This is a genomic window from Leifsonia sp. NPDC056665 (genome assembly GCF_042791795.1).
GTDB lineage: Bacteria > Actinomycetota > Actinomycetes > Actinomycetales > Microbacteriaceae > Leifsonia.
On record NZ_JBHTXK010000014.1, the window covers coordinates 59853 to 86551 of the forward strand.

At 71.9% G+C, this 26699-nt stretch carries 23 protein-coding genes; 12 read left to right on the forward strand and 11 right to left on the reverse strand.

Going from position 1 to position 26699, the window contains the following annotated elements:
• Positions 1-76: 76 nt before the first annotated feature.
• Genes ACFQ9V_RS13880 through ACFQ9V_RS13900 form a run of 5 tightly spaced genes read left to right on the forward strand, consistent with a single transcriptional unit; the run spans position 77 to position 5114 of the window.
• Entirely contained in the window at positions 77-1033 is a 957-nt protein-coding gene (locus ACFQ9V_RS13880) for a carbohydrate ABC transporter permease (protein WP_382459715.1), read from the forward strand.
• On the forward strand, positions 1030-1899 hold the full coding sequence (locus ACFQ9V_RS13885) for a carbohydrate ABC transporter permease (protein WP_370054525.1): 870 nt from the start codon (positions 1030-1032) through the stop codon (positions 1897-1899). Before ACFQ9V_RS13880 ends, ACFQ9V_RS13885 begins: the two co-directional genes overlap by 4 nt.
• A gap of 5 nt (positions 1900-1904) precedes the next feature.
• A complete protein-coding gene (gene nagZ, locus ACFQ9V_RS13890; protein WP_382459716.1) occupies positions 1905-3437 on the forward strand; it encodes a beta-N-acetylhexosaminidase in 1533 nt (510 codons plus the stop codon).
• Positions 3434-4336, forward strand: coding sequence for an ROK family protein (locus ACFQ9V_RS13895; protein WP_382459717.1), 903 nt, complete (start codon positions 3434-3436; stop codon positions 4334-4336). Before nagZ ends, ACFQ9V_RS13895 begins: the two co-directional genes overlap by 4 nt.
• Complete coding sequence (locus ACFQ9V_RS13900; RefSeq protein ID WP_382459718.1) at positions 4329-5114, forward strand: glucosamine-6-phosphate deaminase; 786 nt, start codon at positions 4329-4331, stop codon at positions 5112-5114. The genes ACFQ9V_RS13895 and ACFQ9V_RS13900 overlap by 8 nt, the downstream gene beginning before the upstream one ends.
• 243 nt (positions 5115-5357) lie before the next feature.
• Here the strand turns inward: ACFQ9V_RS13900 and nagA (ACFQ9V_RS13905) are convergent, their stop codons facing one another.
• From nagA (ACFQ9V_RS13905) to ACFQ9V_RS13945, 9 genes are read right to left on the reverse strand one after another with little or no spacing between them, the layout of a single operon-like run.
• On the reverse strand, positions 5358-6506 hold the full coding sequence (gene nagA, locus ACFQ9V_RS13905) for an N-acetylglucosamine-6-phosphate deacetylase (RefSeq protein WP_382459719.1): 1149 nt from the start codon (positions 6504-6506) through the stop codon (positions 5358-5360).
• Positions 6503-6865 carry a YrdB family protein gene (locus ACFQ9V_RS13910; protein ID WP_382459720.1) on the reverse strand — a complete coding sequence of 121 codons (363 nt, stop codon included), beginning with the start codon at positions 6863-6865 and terminating at the stop codon, positions 6503-6505. Before ACFQ9V_RS13910 ends, nagA (ACFQ9V_RS13905) begins: the two co-directional genes overlap by 4 nt.
• A gap of 53 nt (positions 6866-6918) precedes the next feature.
• Entirely contained in the window at positions 6919-7791 is an 873-nt protein-coding gene (gene purU / locus ACFQ9V_RS13915) for a formyltetrahydrofolate deformylase (RefSeq protein ID WP_382459721.1), read from the reverse strand.
• 41 nt (positions 7792-7832) lie between these two features.
• A complete protein-coding gene (nagA, locus tag ACFQ9V_RS13920; protein ID WP_382459722.1) occupies positions 7833-8993 on the reverse strand; it encodes an N-acetylglucosamine-6-phosphate deacetylase in 1161 nt (386 codons plus the stop codon).
• Positions 8994-9023: 30 nt separating this feature from the next.
• A complete protein-coding gene (locus tag ACFQ9V_RS13925; RefSeq protein WP_382459723.1) occupies positions 9024-9809 on the reverse strand; it encodes a DeoR/GlpR family DNA-binding transcription regulator in 786 nt (261 codons plus the stop codon).
• A complete protein-coding gene (locus ACFQ9V_RS13930) occupies positions 9806-10678 on the reverse strand; it encodes a ketose-bisphosphate aldolase (RefSeq protein ID WP_382459724.1) in 873 nt (290 codons plus the stop codon). The genes ACFQ9V_RS13925 and ACFQ9V_RS13930 overlap by 4 nt, the downstream gene beginning before the upstream one ends.
• Positions 10679-10719: 41 nt before the next feature.
• The gene (locus ACFQ9V_RS13935) at positions 10720-11628 is read right to left on the reverse strand and encodes a 1-phosphofructokinase family hexose kinase (RefSeq protein ID WP_382459725.1); all 909 of its coding nucleotides are present in this window, start codon (positions 11626-11628) and stop codon (positions 10720-10722) included.
• Positions 11625-12599, reverse strand: a complete 975-nt coding sequence (locus ACFQ9V_RS13940; protein WP_382459726.1) for an ROK family protein — start codon at positions 12597-12599, stop codon at positions 11625-11627. Before ACFQ9V_RS13940 ends, ACFQ9V_RS13935 begins: the two co-directional genes overlap by 4 nt.
• A complete protein-coding gene (locus tag ACFQ9V_RS13945) occupies positions 12596-13501 on the reverse strand; it encodes an SIS domain-containing protein (protein WP_382459727.1) in 906 nt (301 codons plus the stop codon). The genes ACFQ9V_RS13940 and ACFQ9V_RS13945 overlap by 4 nt, the downstream gene beginning before the upstream one ends.
• A gap of 315 nt (positions 13502-13816) precedes the next feature.
• On the opposite strand from ACFQ9V_RS13945, the gene ACFQ9V_RS13950 reads away from it, so the two are divergent.
• From ACFQ9V_RS13950 to ACFQ9V_RS13965, 4 genes are all read left to right on the forward strand, one after another.
• Positions 13817-15058, forward strand: coding sequence for an extracellular solute-binding protein (locus ACFQ9V_RS13950; protein ID WP_382459728.1), 1242 nt, complete (start codon positions 13817-13819; stop codon positions 15056-15058).
• A 7-nt stretch (positions 15059-15065) separates the two neighbouring features.
• Positions 15066-16022, forward strand: a complete 957-nt coding sequence (locus ACFQ9V_RS13955) for a carbohydrate ABC transporter permease (protein WP_382459729.1) — start codon at positions 15066-15068, stop codon at positions 16020-16022.
• Positions 16019-16918 (forward strand): carbohydrate ABC transporter permease, encoded by a 900-nt coding sequence (locus ACFQ9V_RS13960; RefSeq protein WP_382459730.1) that lies wholly within the window; start codon positions 16019-16021, stop codon positions 16916-16918. The genes ACFQ9V_RS13955 and ACFQ9V_RS13960 overlap by 4 nt, the downstream gene beginning before the upstream one ends.
• A 98-nt stretch (positions 16919-17016) precedes the next feature.
• Positions 17017-18261, forward strand: coding sequence for a mannosyltransferase family protein (locus ACFQ9V_RS13965; RefSeq protein WP_382459731.1), 1245 nt, complete (start codon positions 17017-17019; stop codon positions 18259-18261).
• 11 nt (positions 18262-18272) lie between these two features.
• Here ACFQ9V_RS13965 and ACFQ9V_RS13970 read toward each other — a convergent pair whose 3' ends face one another.
• Positions 18273-20696 carry a LuxR C-terminal-related transcriptional regulator gene (locus ACFQ9V_RS13970; RefSeq protein ID WP_382459732.1) on the reverse strand — a complete coding sequence of 808 codons (2424 nt, stop codon included), beginning with the start codon at positions 20694-20696 and terminating at the stop codon, positions 18273-18275.
• A gap of 191 nt (positions 20697-20887) precedes the next feature.
• Between ACFQ9V_RS13970 and ACFQ9V_RS13975 the strand changes: the two genes are divergently transcribed.
• Both ACFQ9V_RS13975 and ACFQ9V_RS13980 read left to right on the forward strand, forming a co-directional pair.
• Entirely contained in the window at positions 20888-22708 is a 1821-nt protein-coding gene (locus ACFQ9V_RS13975; RefSeq protein WP_382459733.1) for a DUF4012 domain-containing protein, read from the forward strand.
• Between the two features lie 51 nt (positions 22709-22759).
• The gene (locus ACFQ9V_RS13980; protein ID WP_382459734.1) at positions 22760-23395 is read left to right on the forward strand and encodes a hypothetical protein; all 636 of its coding nucleotides are present in this window, start codon (positions 22760-22762) and stop codon (positions 23393-23395) included.
• A 111-nt stretch (positions 23396-23506) separates the two neighbouring features.
• Here the strand turns inward: ACFQ9V_RS13980 and ACFQ9V_RS13985 are convergent, their stop codons facing one another.
• Entirely contained in the window at positions 23507-25018 is a 1512-nt protein-coding gene (locus ACFQ9V_RS13985) for a family 20 glycosylhydrolase (protein ID WP_382459735.1), read from the reverse strand.
• 289 nt (positions 25019-25307) lie between these two features.
• On the opposite strand from ACFQ9V_RS13985, the gene glyA reads away from it, so the two are divergent.
• The gene (gene glyA, locus ACFQ9V_RS13990; protein WP_382459736.1) at positions 25308-26633 is read left to right on the forward strand and encodes a serine hydroxymethyltransferase; all 1326 of its coding nucleotides are present in this window, start codon (positions 25308-25310) and stop codon (positions 26631-26633) included.
• Positions 26634-26699 lie beyond the last annotated feature (66 nt).

Here is a 26699-nt window from a genome sequence, read left to right on the forward strand (position 1 = left end):
GCCCCCAGACTTCTCCTAGACACACCGCTTCTCACAACACCTGCTTTGCCCACCACCACCCGGAAGGAGGACCGCCGTGACGACGACCCGCGAACCCGCGACCGCCGCGCCGACCGCGAGCGCACCCGCTCCGTCCGCGCCACGCAAGCGCCGAGGCCGGCTCACCCCCTACGCCCTGCTGCTGCCGGCCATCCTCATCCTGCTGCTCGCCCTCGGTTACCCGATCGTCTGGCAGCTCATCACGTCGATGCAGCACTTCGGACTCGCCCAGCAGTTCGGCCGGCCCGCGCCGTTCGTCTGGTTCGACAACTACGTCACGCTGTTCTCCGACCCCTACATGTGGACCGTGGTCGGCCGCTCCATCGTCTTCTGCCTGACCACCGCTGCCATGACCGTCGTGATCGGCGTCGGCCTCGCCCTGCTGATGTCGGGCATCTCGCGCTTCCCGCGGATCTTCCTCCAGATCACGCTCCTGCTCGCCTGGGCCATGCCCGTCGTCGCCGCCATGACCGTCTGGAACTGGCTGTTCGACTGGCGCCGCGGCGTGATCAACAACGTCCTGACCTCCTGGGGCCTGGACTTCCAGAACCACAACTGGCTGCAGAACCCGCTCTCGTTCTTCTTCGTCGCCGGCATCATCGTCACCTGGATGAGCGTCCCGTTCGTGGCGTTCTCGGTCTACGCCGGGCTCACCCAGGTCTCCACCGAGGTGCTGGAGGCCGCCCAGATGGACGGCGCGAAGGGTCCCCAGCGACTGCGGTACATCATCCTGCCGCTGATCCGCCCGGTGCTCGGGATCGTGCTGCTGCTCCAGATCATCTGGGACCTGCGGGTGTTCACCCAGATCAAGCTGCTGCAGGACAAGGGCTCCATCGCGAGCGAGACCAACCTGCTCGGCACCTACATCTACCAGCTCGGCGTCGGGTCGAGCGACTTCGCGATGGCCAGCGCCGTCTCGGTGTTCGTGCTCATCCTGACCATCGCCCTGAGCTGGTTCTACGTCCGCCACCTGCTCAAGGAGGACCAGTCATGACCACCGTCGCCGGCGACCGCAAGCTGAAGCAGAAGGTCCGCCCCGGTCGCATCCTCCTCGGCGTCCTCGCCGTGGTGCTTGGGCTCATCTGGGTGTTCCCGGTCTACTGGATGCTCAACTCCTCGCTGCTTCCGAACGTCGTGCTGCAGAGCTCCACCCCGACCTGGCTGCCGTTCGGCGGCTCGTTCGACAACTTCACGGCCGTCGTCAACGGCGGGACGTTCTTCCCCGCGCTCGGGATGAGCGTGGTCATCGCGCTGGTCACCGTCGTGTTCTGCCTGGCGTTCGCGTTCCTCGCGGCGCTCGCGATCAGCCGGTTCAAGTTCCGCGGGCGCACCTCGTTCGTGCTGGCCGTGCTGCTCATCCAGATGCTGCCCGCCGAGGGCCTGTTCATCGCGCAGTACAAGCTGATGGGCTCCCTCGGTCTCCTGAACACGGTGGTCGGCGTCAGCATCATCTACATCGCTGCCGTGGTGCCGTTCACGATCTGGATGCTGCGCGGCTTCGTCGCGGGCATCCCGGCCGACCTCGAAGAGGCCGCAATGGTGGACGGGCTGAGCCGCACGCAGGCCTTCCTGCGCATCACCTTCCCGCTGCTCGCACCGGGCCTCGTCGCCTCGGGCGTCTACGCCTTCCTCCAGGCCTGGAACGAGTTCACGGTCGCGCTGGTCATCCTGCAGGACAACAGCAGCCAGACGCTGCCGCTGTGGCTGCGCGGCTTCATCCAGCAGTCCGCGTCGCGGGCGACCGACTGGGGCCAGGTGATGGCGGCCTCCACCCTGGTTGCCGTGCCGGTCATCATCTTCTTCCTCATCGTCCAGGGCCGCATGACCAGCGGGCTGGTCAGCGGGGCGGTCAAGGGGTGAGCGGGATGTCGGTCACCCAGCCGTCCCCGACCGACACCGCCCTCCGCCGCAGCATCGCGGCGACCCTCCTCCCCGGTTTCCTGGGGACCACGCTGCCCGCGTGGCTGGAGGAGCGCCTGCGGAACGGCCTCGGCGGAGTGTGCGTGTTCGGTCAGAACGTGGAGTCCGTCGCGCAGCTTCGCGAGCTCACGGACGCGATCTACGCCGCCAACCCGGACGCCATCGTCGCGATCGACGAGGAGGGCGGCGACGTCACCCGGCTGTACTACGAGACGGGCTCGCCGTTCCCCGGCAACGCCGTCCTCGGCCGGCTCGGGGACGACGCGTACACCGAAGGCATCGCGCGCCGGGTGGGGGAGGAGCTCCACGCCGCCGGCGTGAACCTCGACTTCGCGCCGGATGTCGACATCAACTCCAACGCGGACAACCCGGTGATCGGGGTGCGCAGCTTCGGCTCGCTGCCCGCGGTGGTCGCCGAGCAGGGCGCCGCCTGGACGCGCGGCCTCCAGTCCGCAGGCGTCGCGGTGTGCGCCAAGCACTTCCCGGGACACGGCGACACGGCGGCCGACTCGCACCTGGAGCTGCCGGTCGTCGAGTTGACGCTGGAGGAGCTGCGCGAGCGCGAGCTGGAGCCGTTCCGCGCCGTCATCGACGCGGGCGCGCGCACGGTGATGACCTCCCACATCCTGCTGCCGCGGATCGACCCCGACCTGCCCGCGACCTTCAGCAGCACCATCGTGGAGGGACTCCTCCGCGGCGAGCTGGGCTTCGGCGGCGTGGTCGTCACCGACGCGCTCGACATGCACGGGGCGAGCGGGGAGCGCGGCATCCCGGAGGCCGCGGTGCTGGCGCTCGCGGCGGGCTGCGACCTGCTCTGCATCGGGACCGAGAACACCGACGCGCAGCTCGCGGAGATCGAGGACGCAGTCGTCGCGGCGGTCGTGGACGGACGCATCGGCGTGACCCGGATCGAGGAGGCCGCCGGGCGCGTGCTCGCGCTCGCCGAAGCGGTGCGGGCGGACGGCGCCGCGCACGAGACCGCCTCGCACGGCGGGGCCGGGGTCATCGACCCCGCCGACGTGCGTCGCGCCGTGGAGGCCTTCGACATCTCCGAGCACGCGTCGTCGTGGCTGCGGTCTCACCACGGCCGGTACTCCGTCGTCCGGGTCGACACGGTCGCGAACATCGCGATCGGCGAGGCGCCGTGGGGTCCGTTCGCGGAGGTCGCGGCCGAGGCGGACGGCGAGACGTCGGCCTTCGCGGCCAACCCGCTGGTGGTGTTCACCGAGGGCGACCATCCCGACCTCGTGCTCGCCGCGCAGTCCCCGGTGCTCGTGGTCGGAAAGGACAACCACCGGCACGCCTTCGCCCGCGCGGCGATCGACCGGCTGCGCGCCGAGCGGGACGTGCTCGTGGTGGACATGGGCTGGCCGAGCGACGACCGCCGCTACGCGGACATCGCGACCTTCGGCGCCTCCCGGCTCGTCGGGCGCACGTTGATCGAGCTGCTCGACGGCGAACAGGGGCGCACCCCGTGAGGCTCGGCATCGACATCGGCGGCACCAAGACCGACGCCGTCGCCGTCGACGAGCTGGGCGGGCTCACGCAGCGGGTCCGGCTGGCGACCGGGTTCGGTCACGCGGCGGTCGTGGAGACCGCCGTCACCGCGGTCGCCAGGATCGGCGAGCTCACCGGGCTGCCGGCCGGCGGGTTCACCTCCATCGGCATCGGCATCCCCGGGATGGTGGACAGGGCCTCCGGGCACGTCACCCACGCGGTCAACCTGGGTGTCGAGCGCCTCGCGCTCGGCGGCGAGCTGGCCGGGCGGCTGGGCGTCGGCGTGCGCGTCGAGAACGACGTGAAGGCGGCCGCGCTCGGCGCCTTCCACGTGCTCGGCCTCGGCGGCACGATGGCATACCTCAACCTCGGCACCGGGATGGCCGCAGGCATCGTCGTGGACGGCCGGCTCTGGCGCGGTGCGTCCGGCGTCGCGGGCGAGATCGGGCACCTCCCGGTCGATCCGGCCGGCGCGCTCTGCGCCTGCGGTCAGCGCGGCTGCCTGGAGACCGTCGCGAGCGGTTCCGGCATCGCCCGGCAGTGGCGCACGGACGACCCGCTCCCGGCGCGAGCGCTGTTCGCGGCGGCGGCGGTCGGTGACCGCGAGGCGAGGGCGATCACGGCTAGGCTTGCTGAGGGCATCGCCGCAGCGGTGCGGGTCCTCGTGCTGACCGTGGACGTCGACACCGTGGTGATCGGCGGCGGCCTGAGTCATCTCGGGGACCGGCTGCTCTGCGACGTCCACGAGGTGCTCGACGGATGGGCGGGGACGTCCCCGTTCCTCGCGTCGCTCGCGCTGTCCCGGCGGGTGCGCCTCGTTCCCGAAGGAACACCCGTTGCCGCGCTGGGTGCGGCGCTCGTTGGAGGAGCAGATGGCTGAAGTCGTGGTGGTGGCGGACAAGGACGCGGCGGGCGAGCTCGCGGCGGAGTCGATCCAGGCGCTGATCGCCGCCAAGCCGGACGCGGTGCTGGGGCTCGCGACCGGGTCCACCCCGCTGCCGGTGTACCGCGCGCTGGCCCGCCGGGTCGCGGAGGCCGGAACCGATGTCTCGCACGTGCGCGGCTACGCGCTGGACGAGTACGTCGGCCTGCCCGCGGGCCACCCGGAGTCGTACCGCTCGGTCATCACCCGCGAGGTCGTGGAGCCGCTCGGCCTCACCCCCGCGCTCATCCATGTGCCGAACGGCGCCTTCGCGACGATCGAGCACGCCGGGGCCGACTACGAGAAGGCGATCGCGGAGTCCGGTGGTGTGGATGTGCAGCTCCTCGGCATCGGCACGGACGGCCACATCGGCTTCAACGAGCCGGGGTCGTCGTTCGCGTCGGTCACGCGCGTGAAGACGCTGACCGAGCAGACCCGTCGCGACAACGCCCGGTTCTTCGCCAGCGAGGACGACGTGCCCATGCACTGCATCACCCAGGGGCTGTCGACCATCCTGCGGGCGCGGCACCTGCTGCTGCTCGCGTTCGGCGAGGGAAAGGCGGAGGCGCTTGCCGGTGCGGTGGAGGGCCCGGTTTCGGCCTCCAACCCCGGCTCGGCCATCCAGCTCCACCCGCACGTCACCGTGCTCGTGGACGAGGCCGCCGCCTCCAAGCTGCGCAACATCGACTACTACCGCTACGCCTACGACCACAAGCCCGCCTGGCAGAAGCTGTAACCCCCCCGCCCCCGCGCCCCCTCGTCGCGAACGGAGGACATCCCGCCCCCAGGGCCCCGGATCTCCTCCGTTCACTGCTTTTCGGGGCTGCCACGACGCGAAACTCCTCCGTTACCGACGTCTGTCGGTAACGGAGGAGATCGAGGGTTGCGGGTGCCGGGATGGCGGTTACCGGAGGAGATTCGAGGGTGCGGCGGGGTGGATGTCCTCCGTTGCCCGCAAAAGTAGGAGAGGGGGAGGGGGCTACAGGAGCCTGCCGGCGGCCAGGACGCGGTGGACGTGCCAGTCGTGGTCGAGGAGGACCGCGTCGGCGGCGTAGCCGGCGTGGAGGCGGCCGAGGCGGGATTCTCCGAGGGCCTTCGCGGGGGTCGCGGTGAGCGCGGTGACGGCGGTGACGGGATCGAGCCCGACGCGGGTGATCGCGTTGCGGAGGGCGGCGTCCTGGGTGAGGGTCGATCCCGCGATCGTGGTGGTGCCGGAGAGCACGGCCAGGCCGTCGCGGACGCTGACGTTCAGGCCGCCCAGGCGGTAGTCGCCGTCCGTGGCGCCGGCCGCGGCCATTGCGTCGGTGACCAGGGCGACGCGACCCGGCGCCTCCCGGAACAGCAGGCCCGCAACCGACGGGTGGACGTGGAGGCCGTCGAGGATGAGCTCGAGCGTCACCTCCGGGTTCTCGATCGCCGCCATGACCGGGCCGGGAGCGCGGTGGTGGATGCCGTTCATGGCGTTGAACGCGTGCACCAGCAGCCGTGCGCCGACCTCGAACGCCCGCTGCGCCTGCTCGTAGTCGGCCGCCGTGTGGCCGATGCCGACGACGACGCCGGCCTCGATGAGCACGCCGATCGCCTCCAGGGCGTTGGGCAGCTCTGGCGCGATGGTCGCGGTCCGGAGGGTGCCGCGCGCGGCGCCGATCAGCTCCTCCACCATCTCGGGCCCGGGGTCGCGCAGGAAGGCGTCGTCGTGCGCGCCGCGCCGCTCGCGGTTGAGGAACGGCCCCTCCAGGTGCGAGCCGAGCACCATCGGGTCGACTCTCGTCAGGTCGGCCACGACCCCGAGGCTCTCGCGCAGGGAGGCAAGCGGATTCGCGACGTGCGAGACGAGCGCGCGCGTGGTGCCGTGGGCGCGGTGCGTCGCGAGGGCCGCGAGCATCTCCTCCGGGCCGTCGTCGTACGGGTGGCCGCCGCCGCCGTGGCAGTGCAGGTCGATGAAGCCGGGGGTCAGCCAGTGGCCTCCGGCGTCGATCACCTCGCGGCCGGGGACGCGGGCGGCCTCGTGCCAGCCCGTGCCGGAGCCGGTCGCGACGATCGTGTCGCCGTCGGCGACCAGCCAGAACTCGTCGACCCGTCCGCTCGCATCCACTTTGCGGGCGTCATGGACGACGACGCCGGTCATGCGAACTCGCGCCGCCCGTTGATCACGCCGCTCACGGTCGCCACGACCGCGAACACCAGCGCGACGATCGGCTGCCCCAGACTCCACCAGGCGAAGGCGGCGCAGCCCATCACGACGATCTCCACGAGCGCCTTCACCAACGCGTCGACGTGGAGCACGGCCTTGGGGGAGCGGAACAGCGCCCACAGCAGGATCGCGAGCGCGGGAGCGCCGATGCCGACGACGATGTTCCACGGCAGCGGCCACGCGGCGAAGCCCCAGATGCCCAGCGAGACGATGGCGAACAGCTCCAGCACGAAGCGGAGGATGTCGTTGGGCCCGACCTTGATCGGGGTCTGCTGGTCGTGCGTGGAGGTCACCGGCCCAGTCTACCGATCCGGGTCGGCCGTGGCTGAGCGCCGGCCGATCCCGCTCAGCGGAAGATGATGGTGCGCGCCCCGTCGAGCAGCACGCGGTCCTCCGCGAACCACTTGACCGCTTGCGTGAGGGTGCGCGACTCCTCGTCCTGGCCGATCGCGACCAGCTCCTGGACGCTGCGGGTGTGGTCAACGCGCACGACGTTCTGCTCGATGATCGGGCCCTCGTCCAGGTCGCTGGTGACGAAGTGCGCGGTCGCGCCGATCAGCTTGACGCCGCGGGCGTGCGCCTGCCGGTAGGGGTTGGCGCCCTTGAAGCCGGGCAGGAACGAGTGGTGGATGTTGATCGCCCGGCCGGCCAGCTTCTCGCACAGCGCGGGGGAGAGGATCTGCATGTAGCGCGCGAGCACGACCAGCTCGATGTCGTGCTCCTCGACGGCCTCCAGGACCCGCGCCTCGAACGCGGCCTTCGACTCGGGGTCGCTCACCTGGTGCGACTCGAACGGGACGCCGTAGAAGCCGGCGAGGTCGCCGAGCGCAGGATGGTTGGACAGCACGAGCGGGATCTCGACCGGGAGCTGGCCGGCGCGCTGGCGGAACAGCAGGTCGTTGAGGCAGTGCGCCGCGGTCGACACGAGCACGAGCGTGCGCAGCGGGCGCCCGACGTTGTCGACGCGGTGCGTCATCCCGAACCGCTCCACCACCGGAGCGAGCGCGCGCTCGAACTCGGCGCGGTCGGCCGCTGACTCCACCTGCAGACGCATGAAGAAGCGCCCGGTGTCCGTGCTCGCGAACTGCTGGCTCTCGGTGATGTTCCCGCGGGCGGCCACGATCGCGCCGGAGACGGCGTGGACGATGCCGGGACGGTCGGCGCAGCTGAAGGTCAGCACCCAGTGGTTGGAGGTGACGGTCGCGGGGGCGGAGTCCATCCGTCCAGGGTAGCGGCCCCGCGGGTGAGCTGTTCGACGTCCTAACGCGGGACCGGCGCCCCCGCCGTCCAGACCTGCAGCACCCGGAAGTCGTCGTCCAGCAGCACTGCGTCCGCCGCGTACCCCGGCGCGAGACGGCCCAGGTCGGCGCCGCGGCCGATCGCGGCGGCCGGTGTCTCGGTGAGCGCGCGGACGGCCTCCTCGACGGTCACGCCGACCTCGCGCACCGCGCCGCGCAGCGCGTCGTCCTGGGTCAGCGTGGAGCCGGCGATCGAGCCGCCCCCGGCCAGGCGGGCGACGCCGTCGCGCACCTCCACGCGCAGGGTGCCCAGCAGGTAGTCGCCGTCGGCCTCGCCGGCCGCCGCCATCGCGTCGGTGATCAGGGCGACGCGGCCGGGAGCGGAGGCGAACGCCATCCTGACCACCTCGGGGTGCACGTGGATGCCGTCGTTGATGACCTCCACCGTCACCCCCGCTGTGCGCGTCGCAGCCGCCACGGGGCCGGGCGCGCGGTGGTGGATGCCGTCCATGCCGTTGAAGGCATGCGTCAGGATCGTGGCGCCGGCGTCGAACGCGGCGCGGGTCTGGTCGTAGTCCGCTCCGGTGTGGCCGACCGCGACGGCGACCCCGGCGGCGGCGAAGGCGCGCACCGCGTCCATGCCGCCGGGCAGCTCGGGCGCGAGGGTGACCTGGCGGAGGGTGCCGCCGGCGGCCTCCACCAGCAGCGCGATGTCGGCGGGCGTCGCCGAGCGCAGCAGGGCCGGGTCGTGCGCGCCCTTGTGCGCGATGTCGAGGAAGGGGCCCTCCAGGTGCGAGCCGAGGACGCGCGGGTCGTCCGCCGCCAGCGCGGCCACGCCGCGCACGCGCTCGGCCAGCTCGGGGACCGTCGCCGTCACCAGCGAGACCACGAAGCGCGTCGTGCCGTGGTGCTGGTGCAGGGACATCGCCGTGCGGATCGCGTCCGCGCCGTCGTCGAACGCCGCTCCGCCGCCGCCGTGGCCGTGCAGGTCGATGAAGCCGGGGGTCAGCCAGCCGCCGTGGGCGTCCGTGACGACGGCGGAGGGATCGCCGGCGACCGCGGCGACCCAGTCGTCCCCGACGCCGGTCGCGGCGACGCGCTCGCCGTCGAACAGCACCCAGGCGTCGCGGGTCGTGCGGCCCTCGCTGACGAGGCGGGCGGAGTGGATTACGTGCGCGGACATCCTCACCACACTACGAGACAGCAGGCCGGCTCACGCGACGATGACCTCGAAGCCGGCCTCCACGAACGCCGCCCGCTGCTCGGCCGTGATGCCGTCGTCGGTGATGAGCGTGGTGAGCAGCTTCGGGCCGCCGAGGGTCGCGAACGCCTTGCGGCCGATCTTGCTGGAGTCCGCGACGACGACGGCCCTGGTCGCCCGGCGGGCCATCAGCGAGTTGACGCTGGCCTCGCCCTCGTCGTGCACCGTCGCGCCGACCAGCGGGTCGATCCCGTTGACGCCGATGAAGGCGATGTCCATCGTGATCTTCTCCAGCACGACGTCGCTGTACGGGCCGACCAGCTCGTACGAGCGCGCGTGCACGACGCCGCCCGTGACGACCGTCTTGATCTGCGGGCGCATCACGAGCTGGGCTGCGATGTTGATGGCGTTGGTGACCACGGTGAGGTTGGGATGCGGCGACGGCTCCATGAGGTCGGGCCGCGACCCGAGCACGGTCGCCACGGCGGTGCTCGTCGTGCCGCCGCAGAGCCCCACGACCGCTCCGCGCGGCACGAGCGCGCTCGCCGCCTGGGCGATCCGCAGCTTTTGGGGCGCATGCTGCTCGCGCTTGTAGCGGATCGGGAGGTCGTAGGCGACCGACTGGCCGACTGCGCCGCCGCGGGTGCGCGTCAGCAGCTGCTGGGACGCCAGGGCGTCCAGGTCGCGCCGCGCGGTCGCCGCCGACACGTCGAGCTTCGCCACGATGTCCTCGACCTCCACCTGGCCCGACTCGGCCAGGAGGTCGAGGACGGCGTTCAGCCGTTCCGCTCTGTTCATCTCTGTGCAGTCTCCGTTCCGCTCGCCGCGCCGGTGGCGACGTCGAACAGGGTCATCAGGCGCGCCGCCTCCGCCGCCACGGCCGCACGCCCCTCCCGCACGTACCGCCGGGAGTCCACGACCTCCGGATTCGCGCGCAGGTAGGCGCGGATCGCGTCGGTGAAGAAGCGGTTCAGGTGGGTGGAGACGTTGACCTTGGTTATGCCGGAGCGGATCGCCGCCTCGATCGTCTCATCCGCGACCCCGCTGGAGCCGTGCAGGACCAGCGGAACGTGCACGGCGTGTCGGAGCGAGCCGATGAGGTCGAGGTCGAGCTGGGCGGTCCGTTCGGTCATCGCGTGCGAGCTGCCGACCGCGACGGCCAGCGCGTCGACGCCCGTCTCGGTCACGAACCGGCGCGCCTCCACGGGGTCGGTGCGGACGCCCGGAGCGTGCGCGCCGTCCTTGCCGCCGATCTCGCCGAGCTCGGCCTCCACCGAGACCTCGTTGGCGTGCGCGTACTCGACGACCCGCACGGTGGCGGCGACGTTGTCGTCGTAGGGGAGTTTCGAGCCGTCGAACATGACGGAGCCGAAACCGAGGTCGACGGCCTGCCGCGTCAGTTCGGCGTCCTCCGCGTGGTCGAGGTGGACGGCGACATGGGCGGACGAGTCAGCGGCGAGGGCGAGCGTGCCCCGCGCGATCGGGTCGAGCCCGCCGTGGTAGTCGGCGCAGTTCTGCGAGAGCTGCAGGATGACGGGGCGGCGGGTCTCCTCGGCGGCCGCCACCAGTGCTTCCGCGGTCTCCAGGTGGATGACGTTGAAGGCGGCGACGCCGGTGTGCGCGGCGACCGCTCCGTGCAGGAGGTCGAGCGTGGGGACGAGAGGCATGAGGGGCTCCGGGCGTGTTGGTCGGGGTGGGTCGGGTCGGTTCAGGAGGTCACGAGGCGGGCCTCGTACTCCGGGTAGGCGGGGTCGAGCTCGCCCGCGAGCGGGGCGACGACGGCGGCGGCCGACCAGGCGGTGGCCCGGCGGACGAGGACGGCGGGATCGTTCGTGCCGGCCGCCAGCGCCGTCGCGATGGCGGCGACGGCCGCGTCTCCCGCTCCGGTCGCGTTGCCGGCGAGGGGCCGGGGCAGCCGGGCGGACCAGGTCCGGCTCTCGCCGACGGCGAGCATCCCGTCGGCGCCGAGCGACACGAGCACGAGCCCGGCGCCGGCCGACAGCAGCACGCGGGCGCCCGCGATCGGGTCGTCCGAGCCGACCGTGTCGGCCAGCTCGCGGCGGTTGGGCTTGAGCACGTCGGCTCCCGCCTCGGCGGCGGCGAGGAGGGCCGTCCCGCTCGCGTCGACGACGCTCGGGACGCCGCGCCGCTTGGCGGCCTCCACGAGGTCGGCGTAGAAGCCCTCGGGGGCGCCCGGCGGCAGGCTGCCCGACCCGACGATCGCGGTGGCCGGCACGGCGAGACGCTCGACGGCCTCCCGCAGCGCGGTCCACTCGGCGGGAGAGAGACCGGCGCCGGTCTCGTTGAAGATCGTCGCGACGCCCGAGCCGTCGTCCACGATCGCGACGCTGCTGCGGGTCGGCGCGGCCACCGGGATCAGCTCGGACGGCAGGCCGCTGGCCTCCAGGTCGTCGGCCAGCCGCAGCCCGGACGGGCCGCCCGCCGTGGTCAGGACGAACGAAGCACCGCCGGTCTGCGCGATCACCCGGGCGACGTTCAGGCCCTTGCCGCCCGCGCGCGCCGAAGGAGGCGCGACCCGGTGCGTCTCGCCGGGCTCCAGCGCGGCGACGCGATAGGTGAGGTCGATCGCGGGATTCGGGGTGACGGTGAGGATCATCGGACGGCCTTCAGGACATCGGACGCCGGGGCCAGGAGCTCCCGCGCGCGCAGGGCGGCGCCGATCACCCCGGCGTCCTCGCCGATGCGCGCCGGGATCAGCTTCGGCCGGCGGTGGTAGGTGAGGATTGCGTCGAGGCGCTGGGCCAGCGGCACGAAGAGCTCGTCGCCGGCCTGCGAGAGGCCGCCGCCGATCACGATGGCCTCCGGGGCGAGCAGTGCGACGGTGTGCGACAGGTCGAGCGCGAGGGCGTCGAGGGCGGAGTCCCAGATCCGTTGCGCGGCGGGATCGCCGGAGCGCGCCCGCTCCAGCACCTCCCGCGACCCGGCCACCGGGACGCCGCTCACCGCCGTGTACCGGCGCGCGATCGCCGCGGCGGAGGCCACGGCCTCCAGGCAGCCGCGCCCGCCGCAGGCGCAGTCCGGGCCCTCGGCGACGCGGGAGTGGCCCATCTCGCCGGCCATGCCGCCGCCGGTGAACAACGTGCCGTCGATGAAGATGGCGCCGGCGATCCCGGTGCCGATCGCCATCACGACGACGTCGCGGAAGCCCGCGGCGGCGCCCAGCCGGTACTCCGCCTCGCCCGCGGCGCGCACGTCGTGACTGAACGACACCGGCAGCCCGTACGCCTCCGTGGCGCGGTCCCTGAACGGGAAGTCGTGCCAGCCGAGGTTCTCCGAGAACACGCCGACTCCGGTCTCCTCGTCGACGTGCCCCGGAACGACCAGTCCCGCCGCGACGGGGACCACCTCGGGATGCGCACGCCGGAACCCGGCGGCCAGCTCCGCGGTCGCGGCGATGACCGCCTCGCCTGTGCGCTCGCCGTCGAGCGGGGTGGGGCGGCGGATCAGCTCGACGATGCGGCCGGAGGAGTCCACCAGCGCGGCCTTCAGATCGGTGCCGCCGACGTCGAAGGCGAGCACCGCGACCCCGGAGCCGAGCCGGTCGTCGGTGGCAGTGTGCGCGTTCACGAAGCCAGGATGACAGAGCGGGTCAGGTTGCGGGGACGGTCGGGCTCGAGTCCCGCGCGCCGGGCGCGCTCCAGGGCGACGCGCTGCGCACGGACCAGGTCGGCGAGGCCGTCGATCGGCGCGTCCTCGTAGCGCGCGCCGGTGGCGGCGACGTCTTGGGCGAGGCCGGCGGGGGCCTGGCCCAGCATCCACGTGACACGACCGGGAGCCGCGATCGCGATCGGGCCGTGCCGGTACTCCTTCGCCGGGTAGGACTCCGTCCACGACTGCGACGCCTCGCGCATCTTGAGGGCGGCCTCGTGCGCGAGGCCGACGGTCCAGCCGGCGCCGAGGAAGCTGTACTGATCGGCCGAGACGAGGGCGTCGTCCAGGTCTTCGTCGATCGCGGCGGCGGCCTGCTCGATGGCGGAGCCCAGGTCGTGGCCGAGGGAGGCGCGCATCAGCGCCAGCGCGGTCGTCGCGAAGCGCGTCTGCACCACGGAGGTCTCGTCGGCGAAGGGCAGCAGCACGGTGTCGTCCACGAGGTCGGGCAATGGGGTGCCCGCCGCGCCGACGACCGCGATCGTCCGCGGCCGGCGCGAGCGGCCGCGCAGGCCGTCGACCAGTTCGATGACCTCGGTCGTCGTGCCGGAGCGGCTGATCGCGACGATCGCGTCGTAGTCGCGATCGATCACCGCCTCGGAGGCCGCGTACGCGTCGGTGAGGCCGTGGCCGGCGGACTCGCGCAGCACGGCGTACGACTGCGCCATGAACCAGGAGGTGCCGCAGCCGACGACCGCGATGCGCTCGCCGGACGCGGGGAGCAGCGCCTGCTCCTCGCGGAGGGCGGCCGCGCGGGCCCAGGTCTCCGGCTGCGACCGCAGCTCGGCCTCCATGTGCGCTCCGAGAGGGATGTCCGTCACTGCTCGCTCCTGTTCGCCGTTGATTCGGTCATGACAATGATTGCTTATGAGCGTTAGGTCTGTCTACTGATCAGTTTCAATCGTTATGCCCCGAATATTGCCCGGCTGAGACGGCCTGTGTAAATCCCATGTAACGATCTCCCCGTTGTTCCTTGACGCGCGCCCTGGGTATGCGCAATTATTCGACCATCAATGAGTGCATGTGATCGTTTCTGCACGAAACAAATCACGAAGCATCATCCAGATACGCACCGTCGCGCACCTGCAGTACCTTCAGCGACGGTCCGGAATCCTTGACGAGAGTGAGGAAAGTCGATGAAGAAGTCTCTGCGGTGGGGAGCCGCCGTCGCCTCGGCGGCGGTCGCGACACTGATGCTCGCGTCCTGCGGCTTCAGTGGAGGCTCGGGGGGCTCGGCAAGCGGAAGCAGCCAGCTCAACCTGATGGTCGCCAGCTACTCGGACAACACCAAGGCCGAGTGGCAGCAGATCATCAAGGACTTCGAGGCGGCCAACAAGGGCATCACGGTCAACCTCGACGTCGAGTCGTGGACGGACATCAACAACGTCATCAAGACGCGCATCCAGGGCGGCAAGCAGCCGGACATCCTGAACATCGACGCGTTCGCCGGCTTCGCGGCCGACGACCTGCTCTACCCGGCGAAGGACATCGTCTCGGCCAAGACGCTGGACGACTTCCAGCCCGCGTTCAACAAGAACGCGAGCATCGACGGCACCCAGTGGGGCCTCCCGTTCATCGCCTCAGCACGCGCCCTGTTCTACAACAAGGACGACTTCGCCAAGGCCGGGATCACGGATCCGCCCAAGACCTGGGCGGACTTCGAGGCGGACGCCGCCAAGCTGAAGGCCGCCGGCGTCACGCCGTACGGCATGCCGCTCGGCGCCGAGGAGGCCCAGGCCGAGACCGCGATCTGGTTCTACGGAGCCGGCGGCGGCTACGGCGACGCCAAGACGCTGACGATCGACAGCGCCGAGAACGTCACCGGCGCCACCGAGATGCAGAAGATCATCAACCAGGGCCTGACGGAGGCGAACCCCGGTTCGACCAACCGCACCCCGCTGATGAACGTCTTCATCCAGGGCCAGCTCGGCATGCAGGTCGGCCTGCCGCCGATCGTCGGCCAGATCAAGGACAAGAACCCGTCGCTCAAGTACGGGATCGCCCCGATTCCGACCAAGGACGGCTCCTCGTTCACGCTGGGCGTCGCCGACCACCTGATGGCGTTCAAGAACAAGACGGACAAGAAGGACGCGATCAAGAAGTTCCTCGACTACTTCTACACGCCGGCCGTCTACACCAAGTGGGTCGGTGCGGAGGGCTTCCTGCCCACGACCAAGTCCGGCGCGGACACGATGGGCTCGAACGCGGACATCAAGCCGTTCCTCGACCTGCTGCCGAACGCCAAGTTCTACCCGTCCACGAACCCGAACTGGTCGGCCGCCCAGGGCGCCATCCAGAGCCAGATCGGTCAGCTCGGGCAGGGCGCCAACCCGTCCGACCTGCTGAAGGGCATCCAGTCGAAGGCTTCGGGCCAGTAACAGCGGCATGACTTCGACGATCGAAACGACCACGACGGGGGCGGCCACCGGCCGTCCCCGTCGCGGGGCGCCTCGCGCCAGGCACGGCAACTCCACCACGCTGTGGAACGCCGTGCCGTGGACGCTTCCGGCGCTCATCCTCATCTTCGGCATCGTGCTGTTCCCCGCGGGCTACATGATCTTCAATTCGACGCGGAAGATCTCGGTCGCCGGCGTCGACCACGGATCGGTCGGCCTGCAGAACTACGTCACGGTGCTCTCGCGCCCGGAGATCCCGGGCATCCTCCTCAACACGGTCGTCTGGGTCGTCTCGGTGGTGGTCATCACCGTGGTGATCTCGCTGGCGCTGGCGCAGTTCCTCGACAAGAACTTCCCCGGCAGGCGCTGGGTGCGCATGGCGATCATCGTCCCGTGGGCGGCGAGCGTGGTGATGACCACGACGGTCTTCGTCTACGGGCTCGACCCGTTCTACGGGATCATCAACACGTTCCTGGTCGACATCCACGTGCTCGCGCAGCCGTTCGGGTTCACCAAGGAGCCGGTGCCGGCGTTCCTGTCGTCCATCGCCATCGCGGTGTTCGTGTCGCTGCCGTTCACGACCTACACGATCCTGGCCGGCCTCGCCGGCATCCCGGGAGACATGCTGGAGGCCGCGAAGGTCGACGGCGCGGGCGCGGTGCGCTCCTACTTCGGGGTGACGCTGCCCAACCTGCGGCCCGCGATCGCGCTGGCCAGCCTCATCAACATCATCAACGTCTTCAACTCGCTGCCGATCCTCAAGCTGATGACCGGATCGATCCCCGGCTACAAGGCCGACACGACGACCACCTACGTGTTCAAGCTGCTGCAGAACGAGCAGCGTATCGACCTGTCGAGCGCGCTCAGCGTGATCAACTTCCTGATCGTGCTGGTGGTCGTGGCGCTCTACCTGTGGATCGTGAAGCCGATGAAGGAGGTCTCGTGACCGCGCCCGCCCCCGCCGCGCTCGCCGGAGTGCGCGCCTCCGTCTCGGCTCCCCGCCGGCGGCGCTCCGGATTCTCGTGGCGCATCGCCGGCAAGGTGATCGCGGGCGTCGTCATCGCGCTCGTCTTCATCGCCCCGTACCTGATCATGCTGGTCGGCTCGTTCAAGAGCCGGGACAACATCCTCGCCGTCCCGCCGACCTACCTCCCGACGCAGTGGCACCCGGAGAACTACATCACCATGTGGTCCACTCCGGAGACCCCGCTGCCGCTCAACCTGATCTCGACGATCGTCATCTCGGTGTTCGCGACGGTGCTCGTGCTCCTGGTCTGCGTCCCGGCGGCGTACTACACGGCGCGGTTCCGGTTCCCGGGCCGTGGGGTCTTCCTCTTCCTGGTGATCGTCACGCAGATGCTGCAGCCGACCGTGCTCGCGACCGGACTGTTCAAGGAGATGGTGGCGCTCGGGATCAACGACACCTGGCTGGCGATGATCCTGGTCAACGCGGCGTTCAACCTGGCGTTCGCGATCTGGATCATGCACACGTTCTTCGCGGGCGTGCCCAAGGAGGTCGACGAGGCCGCCCAGCTCGACGGCGCGGGGAAGTGGACGGTGCTGCTGCGCGTCCAGCTCCCGCTGGTCTGGCCGGGCATCGTCACGGCGATCATCTACACGTTCGTCGCCTCCTGGAACGAGTTCGCGGCGAGCCTCGTCATCCTCTCCACGGACGCCAACCAGCCGCTCTCGGTGGCGCTGACCAAGTTCGTCGGCCAGTACGACGCGGCCTGGCAGTACGTGTTCGCGGTGTCGGTCGTCGCGATCATCCCGGTGGTCATCCTGTTCGCGCTGATCGAGAAGCGCCTGGTCGGAGGCCTCACGGCGGGCAGCGTCAAGTAGCGGCGTCGGCCGCCGCCCCGAGCTGGGGCGCCCGCGCGTGTGGCGCGACGCGGGCGCCCCGATGCACCACTGCATCGGCGCGCGGTAGCATCGAGACGATGACGGCCGGTATCACGAGTTCGCTGCACCCGGCGGATCCCGCCGGGCCCGTGATCGAGGCCGCCCGGGTGCGGCTGTTCCGCTGGGAGCTGCCTTGGTGGGCCGGTGTTCTCGGCGTGTACGCGGCCTCCCGGGTGCTGACGACGCTGCTCATGCTCGCGCTGTACCTCGTCGCGGGCGCGATGCACTGGGAGGGCGGCAGCCCGCAGACGCACCCGACCTTCCTCGGCTTCGCGGGCACCTGGGACGCCTCCTACTACTGGCGCATCGTCGAGCATGGCTATCCGTCGGCCCTGCCCGTCGACGCGGACGGCGACGTGCAGCAGAACGAGTGGGCGTTCCTGCCGCTGTACCCGCTGATCGTGCGCGCGCTCATGTCGGCGACCGGGCTCGGGTTCCCGCCGGCGGGCGTGCTGGTCGCGGTGCTCTGCGGGGCGGCGGCCAGCCTCGTGCTCTACCGGCTCGTGGCGTCGCGCGTCGGCGCGGTCAGCGGGCTCTGGGCGGCCGTGTTCTTCTGTTTCGGTCCGCTCTCGTTCGTCCTGCAGATCGCCTACGCCGAGAGCCTGTTCTTCCTCCTGCTGTTCGCGGCGCTGCTGGCGACCATGACGCGGCGGTACTGGACGGTCATCCCGTTCGGGGTCGCGGCCGCCTTCACCCGCCCAGGGGAGCTCGCCCTCCCGCTCGCCCTCGGGATCGTCTACGTGATCCGCGCGGTGCGGGCGCGCCGGGGGCGGGAGACCTTCGGCGTCCGGGAGCGGGTCGCGATGGTCGTCGCCGGGGCGGTGACCGCGGTGGCGGGGCTGGCCTGGCCGCTGATCGCGGCCACCGTCACCGGGACGCCGGGGGCCTACGTGGAGACCGAGCTGTCCTGGTGGACGGGCTTCATCGGACGGGTCGCCTTCGTGCCGCTGACGCCGTGGTTCCTCTTCACCTGGCGGTATGCGAGCGTCGCGGGCGCCCTCCTCGTCGTGGCGGCGATCGGCGGCTACGCCTGGCTGCTGAACCGGCCGGGCATCCGCGCGCTCGGCACCGAGGTCGTCGCTTACGCGGCCAGTTACGCGCTCTACCTGTTCGCCGTCTTCCTGCCGCAGCAGAGCCTCTTCCGGCTGCTCATGCCGCTGGCCCCGCTCGCGGGGGCGCCGGGGTTGACCCACAACCGGCGTGCGCGCACGATCGTCCTGTCGGCGGGGATCGCGCTGCAGCCCGTGGCGCTCGTGCTGTTGTGGTTCATCGGCTACCCGTGACCTGACCTCGCTCACGGCGCGAGCCGGAGGGCGACGGCGACGAGCTCGCCGCGGTTGGCCGCCGAGGTCTTGCGCATCACCCTGCTGACGTGGCTCTCGACGGTGCGGACGCTGAGGACGAGCCGGGACGCGATCTCCGGGTTGCTGAGTCCGGCGGCCACGAGCCGGGTGATCTCGCGCTCGCGCTCCGTCAGCGCGATCGGCGTCGAGAAGAACCCGCCGCCGCCGTCGGAGCCGTCGCCCGCAGGGTGTCGGAGCGCGGCGGCCGGGCCGGCCCGCCCGGTCGAGGCGAGACGCTCCGCGAGCGCCCCCAGGTCCGCGTCGCCGGGCTCGGCGCGGGCCGCGACGAAGGCGAGGTGCGCGTCGTGGAGCTCGGACTGCTGAGGCTCGAGGAGCGCGCGTGCCTCCACCAGCCCGGCGTCGTCGATCGCGTGCTCGAGCGACGTGAGCAGCGCGAGTGCGGCCGTGGGCAGCTCGCCGTGCGCCGTGAGGGTCGAGGCGAGCCGGCGGAGCAGCCCGGCGGCCTCGTCCGGTCGCCCCCTGCCCGCGGCGAGCTGGGCGTCGATCCAGCGCACGCCTGCGCCGACCGCGGACAGGGCGTCCCCGTCCGAGGACGCAGGGAGCCCGGCGGCGAGCTCGTCGCGGACGCGCTCGGCGAGGGCGGTGTCGCCCCGGCGCACCGCGATGACGGCGGAGAGGACGTGGAGCGCGACCTGGACGGCGGCGCCGGGCACCGCGGGTGTGCCGAGCGCCGACGCCGTCGCGATCGCGCAGGCGGCGTCGGCGGGGCGGTCGGCGAGCAGGTGGCACAGCCCGAGCGCGACGCTGTGCGCGCGCACCGCTCCGGCGTCGAGCCGGTCGCGCGCCGACGCGGCGCCGCGTTCGGCCCAGGCGACGGCCTCGGCGTGCCGGCCGACGCCGAGGAGCGCGAAGGCGTGCGCGGCCCCTTCGGTCGCGGGCGCCGACGCGCCGGGCAGGGCGGCGAGCTCGTCGAGGAGACGGACGGCGTCCTTGAAGCGCCCGCAGCGGAGGGCGACGGCCCGGGCGGCCTCCAGCAGCCGTGACCGCACGGGCGGCGGGAGGGCGCTGTCGTCGCGCAGGCGCTCCTCGGGAACGGCAGGCTCGGCCCCGACCTCGACGGCGAGCATCACCGCGGCGGCGTCCGCGAGCCGTGCGAAGGGGCCGAGCCCGGCGACCTCCGTGCGCAAGGCCGCGAGGGCGGCGGCGAGCCCGTCACCGGCGGCCAGCGATCGGCGCGCGCGGAGCACGGCGAGCTCGGCCGCGTCCATCGGGTCGCCCGGCAGGCCGGCGGACGCGGCCAGCATCCGGTCGAGCTCGGCGGCCGAACCCGGCGCCATCCCCGTGTCGGCCATCAGGGCGCGCGCGAGGCCGAGCGCGGATCCCGGCGACGGCGCGGCGTTCCACGCCCGCGACGCCTCCTCGCGGCGGGAGTCGGCCGCCGCGTGCACGAGCTGCACGAAGGCGGCGTCGGTGGGCGGGGCGTCCACCTGGGCGCGGTCCCGGAGGTGATCGGCGAGGACCGGGGGATCGAGGGCGATGAGCCTGCGCCCGCGGTGCGGCACGATCCGGAGGACCCCGGCCGCGGCGAGCCCGTCCAGGGCCGCGGGGTCGACCAGGCCGCGCGTCGACGCCACGTCGCCGACGCCGGTCACGGCGATCCTCTCCAGCGCGATGCGCTCGGCCGGCCCGAGCCCGGAGAGCTGCGCTTCGAGGGCGCCGCGGAGCGCCCTGCTCCACAGCTCTCCGGTCGCGGACCACGCGCCGGAGCCCCTGACCAGCCGGCCCTCCAGCACTGCGAGCTCCGCGAGCGCGAGCGCGAGTCCGACGTTGCCGCCGCACAGCGCGTACACGCGGCTCATCGCGCCCGCGTCGACCGGACCGCCGAGCCGCTCGGCCACGACCGACCGGAGCTCCTCGTACTCGAGCGGCACGAGCTCCACCACGTATGCCGTCGACGGCCCATCGTCCCGGTGTGCGCGGGTGCGCAGCAGTGGCGTGCGCGTCGCGCGGCGCACCGCGTCGATGGCTCCGGTGGACGCGTCGTCGAGGAGGTCGGCGTCGTCCACCAGGAGCGCGGCCGCGCCGGACCCGATCGCGGTCGCCAGGGCGTCGATCGCCTGCTGAAGGGCGGACGCCGTGCGGCGCTCCGGTGACGCCAGCACCCCGATCCCCGCCGCGTGGAGGGCGGCGAGCGGGCTCTCGCGCAGCGACCGGACGCCGTTCACGCGCACGACCGTCCGGCGCGCGTCGGCCGCGGAGGACGCCACCGCGTCGACGACGGTCGAACGCCCGCTCAGGCGCGGACCGACGAGGTCGACGTCCGCGTCGCTGGAGAACAGGAGCTCGCGCACGAGCGTCAGGACACGGTCCCTTCCTGCGAGCGGAACGGAGTCCGCGGCGCGGGGATCGATCATCGGCTGGCTCCAGGGGACGAGGGTGAACTGCTGGAATCCAACGGTAATACGCAAGATGTAAGGCGCTCCACGTAAGGTCGGGCGAACCGCACGGAACATCGACCGATCCGCACGTAAATCCCCGGATCGACGATGGGCCGCCCCGATACCGACGACAACATGGGTCCCAATGTCGAAGGGAGTCGGGGCCTATGAGCGGTCGATCGCGCCGCCGTGCGAGAGCGGCCGAGCGCGCACGCGTCACGCGTGTCGTGCTGATCTCGCTCGGCGCCGTCGCCCTCGTCGTCGTGGTGTGCGCCGCCTGGGTGGGCGTCAGAGCGGCCATCTCCTACGGTCAGGTGTCGGCCGCCCGCGCCGAGGCCAAAGCGACCGTCGCCGCCGTCGCGGCGGACCCGGTGTCGGCCGCCTCCCGCGCCGACCGGCTCCGTGTGGTGGGCGACCGCCTGGACGACGCCAGGAACTTGACGGGCGATGTCGTCTGGCGCGCGTGCGAGTACATCCCGTTCGCCGGGGCCAACCTCCGCTCCTACAGGCTGACCGTCGAAGCGCTGCACGAGACCGTCGGCGGGGGACTGGCGCCCGTTGTCGCCGACCTCGCCAAGCTGGAGACCGCCGTGTCGCTCGCGGACCGGACGGTCGACACCGCGGCCGTCGCGAGCACGGCCACCCACCTCCGCACGGTGGAGCGCGCGCTCGAGCTCGGCCGCACCACGCTGCGCGAGGCCTCGACCGGCCCGCTCGTGCCGCCGCTCGCCTCCGGCGTCACGGAGGCCCAAAGTCTGGTCGACAGCCTCCACCGGACCGTCTCCTCGCTCTCGGTCGCCGCGCGCGTGCTCCCGGCCGCGATCGGCGCGAGCGGTGCGAAGAACTATGCGCTGCTGTTCAACAACAACGCCGAGCTCCGGACCACCGGCGGGATCGCGGGCGCCATCTCGGAGCTGACCGCCGACGGAGGGCGCATCGAGCTGGGACAGCAGCTCATCCCCGATCAGGTCAACCCCGCCGAGGGGGCCGGGCTCCCGGTGAGTCCGGAGGAACGGGCGCTGTACGGGCCCCAGCTGGGCGAGTACATCCAGAACGTCAACCTCACGCCCGACTTCGTCCGGAGCGGCGAGCTCACGGCCGCCCACTGGCGCGCGGCGCTCGGTCAGGAGCTCGACGGGGTGGTCTCGATCGACACCGCGACGATCGGGCTGCTGCTGTCGGCAACCGGCCCGATCACCGTCGCCGGGCGCGAGCTGAACAGCGAGAACGCGTCCCGTGTCCTGCTGCGGGACGTCTATCTCGAGATCGAGAGCCGCGACGAGCAGGACGTGTTCTTCGGCGAACTCACGCGCGCCATGTTCGACAAGCTCTTCGGCTCGGGGACCGGCACCGTCCCTGTGCTGAAGGCGCTGGGCACGGCCGTGGATCAGGGCCGCATCTCGCTCTGGTTCGCCGACGCCGCGCTGCAGCGCGAGATCGCGGGCGGCCCGCTCGCCGGACCGCTCGCTCAGCTCACCGACCGCGGTGCGCCCGTCGGCGTGTTCCTGGCCGACGGGACCGCCGGCAAGATGGACAGCTACCTCGAGGGTTCCGTCACCGCCACCTGCCACGCCCCGGCGAAGAGGGACGCGAAGAAACCCGCGAAGGTCGGCAGCACCGTCACGGCCACCGCGACGCTCGCCTCCACGGCGCCGGCGGACATCGCCTCGTTCCCCTGGGTCGTGACCGGGTACGGCGTCCCCGACCTGCCGGCCGGACACATCCGGACCCTGGTGCAGTTCGCCGCGACCGACAGCCTCCGTCCGCAACGTGTGAAGGTCGACGGCGCGGAGGTCACCGCGCTCTCCCGGATGATCGACGGCCATCCCGTGTCCGTCGTCCAGGTCGACCTCGCCCCGGGGGCCGTCTCGGTCGTCGTCGCCGAGTTCGCCGCCCTGCCCACCCGGTCGCCGACCGTCGACCGCGTCGTCGCGACCCCCACCGCCACCGAGTTCGAGCACTTCGCCGAACCCGGGACCTGTGGCTGACCGAACCGCTCCGGTCGGCCAGTGACACCCATCCCCTACGAAGGAGAACCCATGAAGAAGAAACTGTTCGGAGGCCTCGTCGCCCTGGCGCTGGCGCTCGCGCCCGCGGCGGCAGCCCACGCGGACTACCCGCCGGTCGTGGGGCCGCACGGCTCACTCGACAAGTACACCGCAGCCCCGGGCGAGACGGTCACGTACACCGCTCCAGCGAGCGCCTACCTTCCGGGCGAGACCCTGACGCACACCCTCACCGGCGTGAACGGGCACACCGCGACCACCGCCTCGCTGCGCACGGCCCCGGTCACGCCGACGGTCGGGCAGTTCACCGCGACGGCGGAGGACGACGGCTCGCACACGTTCGCGTTCGTCATCCCGGCCCAGGCGGGCGCCAGCTACACCTACCAGGTCCTCCGCGCCGACAGCTCGGTCTGGGACACGTTCGACATCTCGGTCGTGAACCCGGTCATCCCCCCGGGCGGTGGGGGCGGCGACACCGGTGACGGCTCGACGGGTGGTGCCGGCAACGGCTCGACCGGTGGCTCCGGAAGCAACGGCGGCCTCGCGATGACCGGTTCGGACATCGCGATCACGAGCATCGCCGGCGCGGCCGTGCTCCTGGTCGGCGCGGGCGTCGTCCTGCTGGTCGTCCGCCGTCGCCGCCGCAGCGCGGAGACCGCTGCCGCGTGATGATCGCGACCCGGTGAGCCTGACACTCGCCGGATGAAAGGAGCCGGTGGCCTCGCGGGGTCACCGGCTCCTTTCGCGTTCGCCTTATGGGGTCGGTCGGGCCGCGGAGGCTCAGCGCGTCGCGTCCTCCGGCCACGGCACCTCTGCGACGCGGCGATAGGAGGTTCCCAGCGCGTCCCAGTGCTCGGCGAGCCGGGCGACCCTGGCCGCGAACTCGTCGAAGTCGCGCATGGACGCCACCTCGGCCGTGTCCGCGGGAGCCTCCGACCAAGCGATCTCGGCGACGGCGGCGAGCCGGGGGAACACCATCCGCTCGACCTGCTCGATCGTCGCGATGGTCTCCGTCCACACCGGAGCCTCGACGCCGAGGATGTGCGCGTCGCCCAGACCCGGCACGATCCGCGCCGGGTCCCACTCGTAGGCGCTGCGCAGGTCCGTCGGGCCGTCGGCCCAGTCCTGACCGATCGGGTCGCCCTCCTCGTACACGATGTCGAGGTAGGCGACGTCGGCCGGGGACATGATCACGGCGCCACCGCCGCGGACGAACGCCAGCGTCTCCTCGGCCGCGTCGTCGCGCGGGACGCGGAACGACCAGTACTGCCCGACCGTCCCCTCGGGGAGGCTCGCCGCACGGCCCATCTCGTGCCAGCCGACCGGGATCTTGCCGGCCTCGGCGACGAGCTGCGCCGCCCGCCGCACGAAGGCCTGGAAGTCCGCCTCCGGGGTGCTGAGGCACTCGTCGCCGCCGATGTGGAGGTACGGGCCGGGCGTGAGCGCCGCGACCTCGTGGACCACGTCGCGCACGAAGCCGTCCGTGACCGGGTCGCCGGTCCGCAGCGTGCTGAAGCCGACCTCCGACCCGGTGTAGAGCGCGGGTGCGACGCCGTCCGAGTTGAGCTCGGGGTAGGAGGCGAGCGCCGCGTTCGTGTGCCCGGGCATGTCGAGCTCGGGGACGATCGTGACGTGCCGCTCGGCCGCGTAGGCGACCAGCTCGCGGAAGTCGTCCGCGGTGTACCAGCCGCCCCGGCTGCCGTCGCTGCCCGCGGAGCCGCCGATGCGCGTCAGCTCCGGCCAGGAGGGGATCTCCAGGCGCCAGCCCTGGTCGTCGGTCAGGTGGAGGTGGAGGTGGTTGACCTTCAGCAGGACGATCGCGTCGATGAACCGCTTGACGTCCGCGACCGGGAAGAAGTGCCGCGCGACGTCCAGCATGGCGCCCCGGTAGGCGAATCGCGGGTGGTCGGTGATCCGGACCGCGTCGACCGTCAGCGGGTCGCCCTCGCACTCGGCCGGGACGAGCTGGCGCAGCGTCTGAACGCCCCAGAACGCGCCGGCCGCCGTGGCCGCGCCGATCCGCACGCCCTCCGCCGCGACCTCCAGCGTGTAGCCCTCGGCCGGGTGCCCGGCAGGACCTTCGTCGTCCGCGATCACGATGGCGATGTCGCCGAACGCCGGAGGCTCGTGGACGACGGCCAGCTCGCGCCGGCAGTCCGTGGCGAGCTCGACGTGGAGCAGTCGGCCGACCGCGTCGGCGCCCGGTCCCGCGACGATGATCCTGGCGCCAGGGAGCAGCGTGAAGGGCGCGTCGCCCGTGTTCTCGAGCTGGGCGGGGCGAGGCACGACCACGGATGTTCCTAACCACGTCAGGGGGATTCTCGGGGTTCGGCCGACGCTGCCCACCCGCGGGACGGCCATGAGCGAGTATCGCAGCCCTCCTAACTAATCAGCAAGGCCTCCAGCGGATGAGCGCGGGCCTGTCCGTCACCCCTTTGCTATGCTTGCTCACGTCGCGACTGGCGCTCAGATGGTCACCATCGGGGAGCGACAACGGTTACCTCGAACGAACGGATGGATTCGGCCGCGCGCCTGGGTCGATGCACGACGATTGTCCATCCCTGTTTTCAAGGAGCCGATAGTGACCGACACCCTTCCCTCCACCTTCACCGCCCCCCTGGCGGAGGTCGATCCCGAGATCGCGGAGGTGCTGCAGCTCGAGCTCGGCCGCCAGCGCGACTACCTCGAGATGATCGCCTCCGAGAACTTCGTGCCGCGCGCCGTTCTCGAAGCCGTCGGCTCGGTGCTGACGAACAAGTACGCCGAGGGCTACCCCGGCCGCCGCTACTACGGCGGCTGCGAGTACGTCGACATCGCCGAGCAGCTGGCGATCGACCGGGCCAAGAGCCTGTTCGGCGCCGAGTACGCCAACGTCCAGCCGCACTCCGGCGCGTCCGCGAATGCGGCCGTCCTGTCGGCCATCGCCACCCCCGGCGACACCATCCTCGGTCTGGAGCTCGCGCACGGCGGCCACCTGACCCACGGGATGAAGCTCAACTTCTCCGGCAAGCTCTACAACGCGGTCGCCTACGGCGTCGACCCGGAGTCCTTTACCGTCGACATGAACGTCGTGCGCGACAAGGCCATCGAGCACAAGCCGCAGGTCATCATCGCCGGCTGGTCGGCGTACCCGCGCCAGCTCGACTTCGCCGCGTTCCGCGAGATCGCGGACGAGGTGGGCGCCAAGCTCTGGGTGGACATGGCGCACTTCGCCGGCCTCGTGGCCGCCGGCCTGCACCCGTCGCCCGTTCCGTACGCCGACGTCGTCAGCTCGACCGTGCACAAGACCATCGGCGGCCCGCGCTCCGGCTTCATCGTCAGCCGCGACATGGAGCTCGCCAAGAAGCTCAACTCCAACGTGTTCCCCGGCCAGCAGGGCGGCCCGCTCATGCACGTGATCGCCGCCAAGGCGACCGCGTTCAAGCTCGCCGCGACCGAGGAGTTCAAGGACCGTCAGGAGCGCACCATCCGCGGCGCGAAGCTGCTCGCCGAGCGCCTCACCGCCGACGACTCGCGCGCGGTGGGCGTCGACGTGCTCACGGGCGGCACCGACGTGCACCTCGTGCTCGCCGACCTCCGCCACTCCGAGCTCGACGGCCAGCAGGCGGAGGACGTCCTCCACGAGGTCGGCATCACCGTCAACCGCAACGCGGTGCCGTTCGACCCGCGTCCGCCGATGGTGACCTCCGGCCTCCGCATCGGCACGCCGGCGCTCGCGACCCGCGGCTTCGACGACACCGAGTTCACCGAGGTGGCCGACATCATCGCGCTCGCGCTGCGTCCCGGCGCCGACACCAAGGCGCTGCGTGCCCGCGTCGACACGCTGACCGCCGCGTTCCCGCTCTACCCCGGCCTCACCCCGTCCGGCCAGGAGGGCTTCCCCGTCGAGCTCCCGTCCTCGATCTGACCCCGCCGAAACGGCGCAAAATCAGGCAAAACCCGCGAGCGGGCGGATTATCCGCCCACTCGCGGG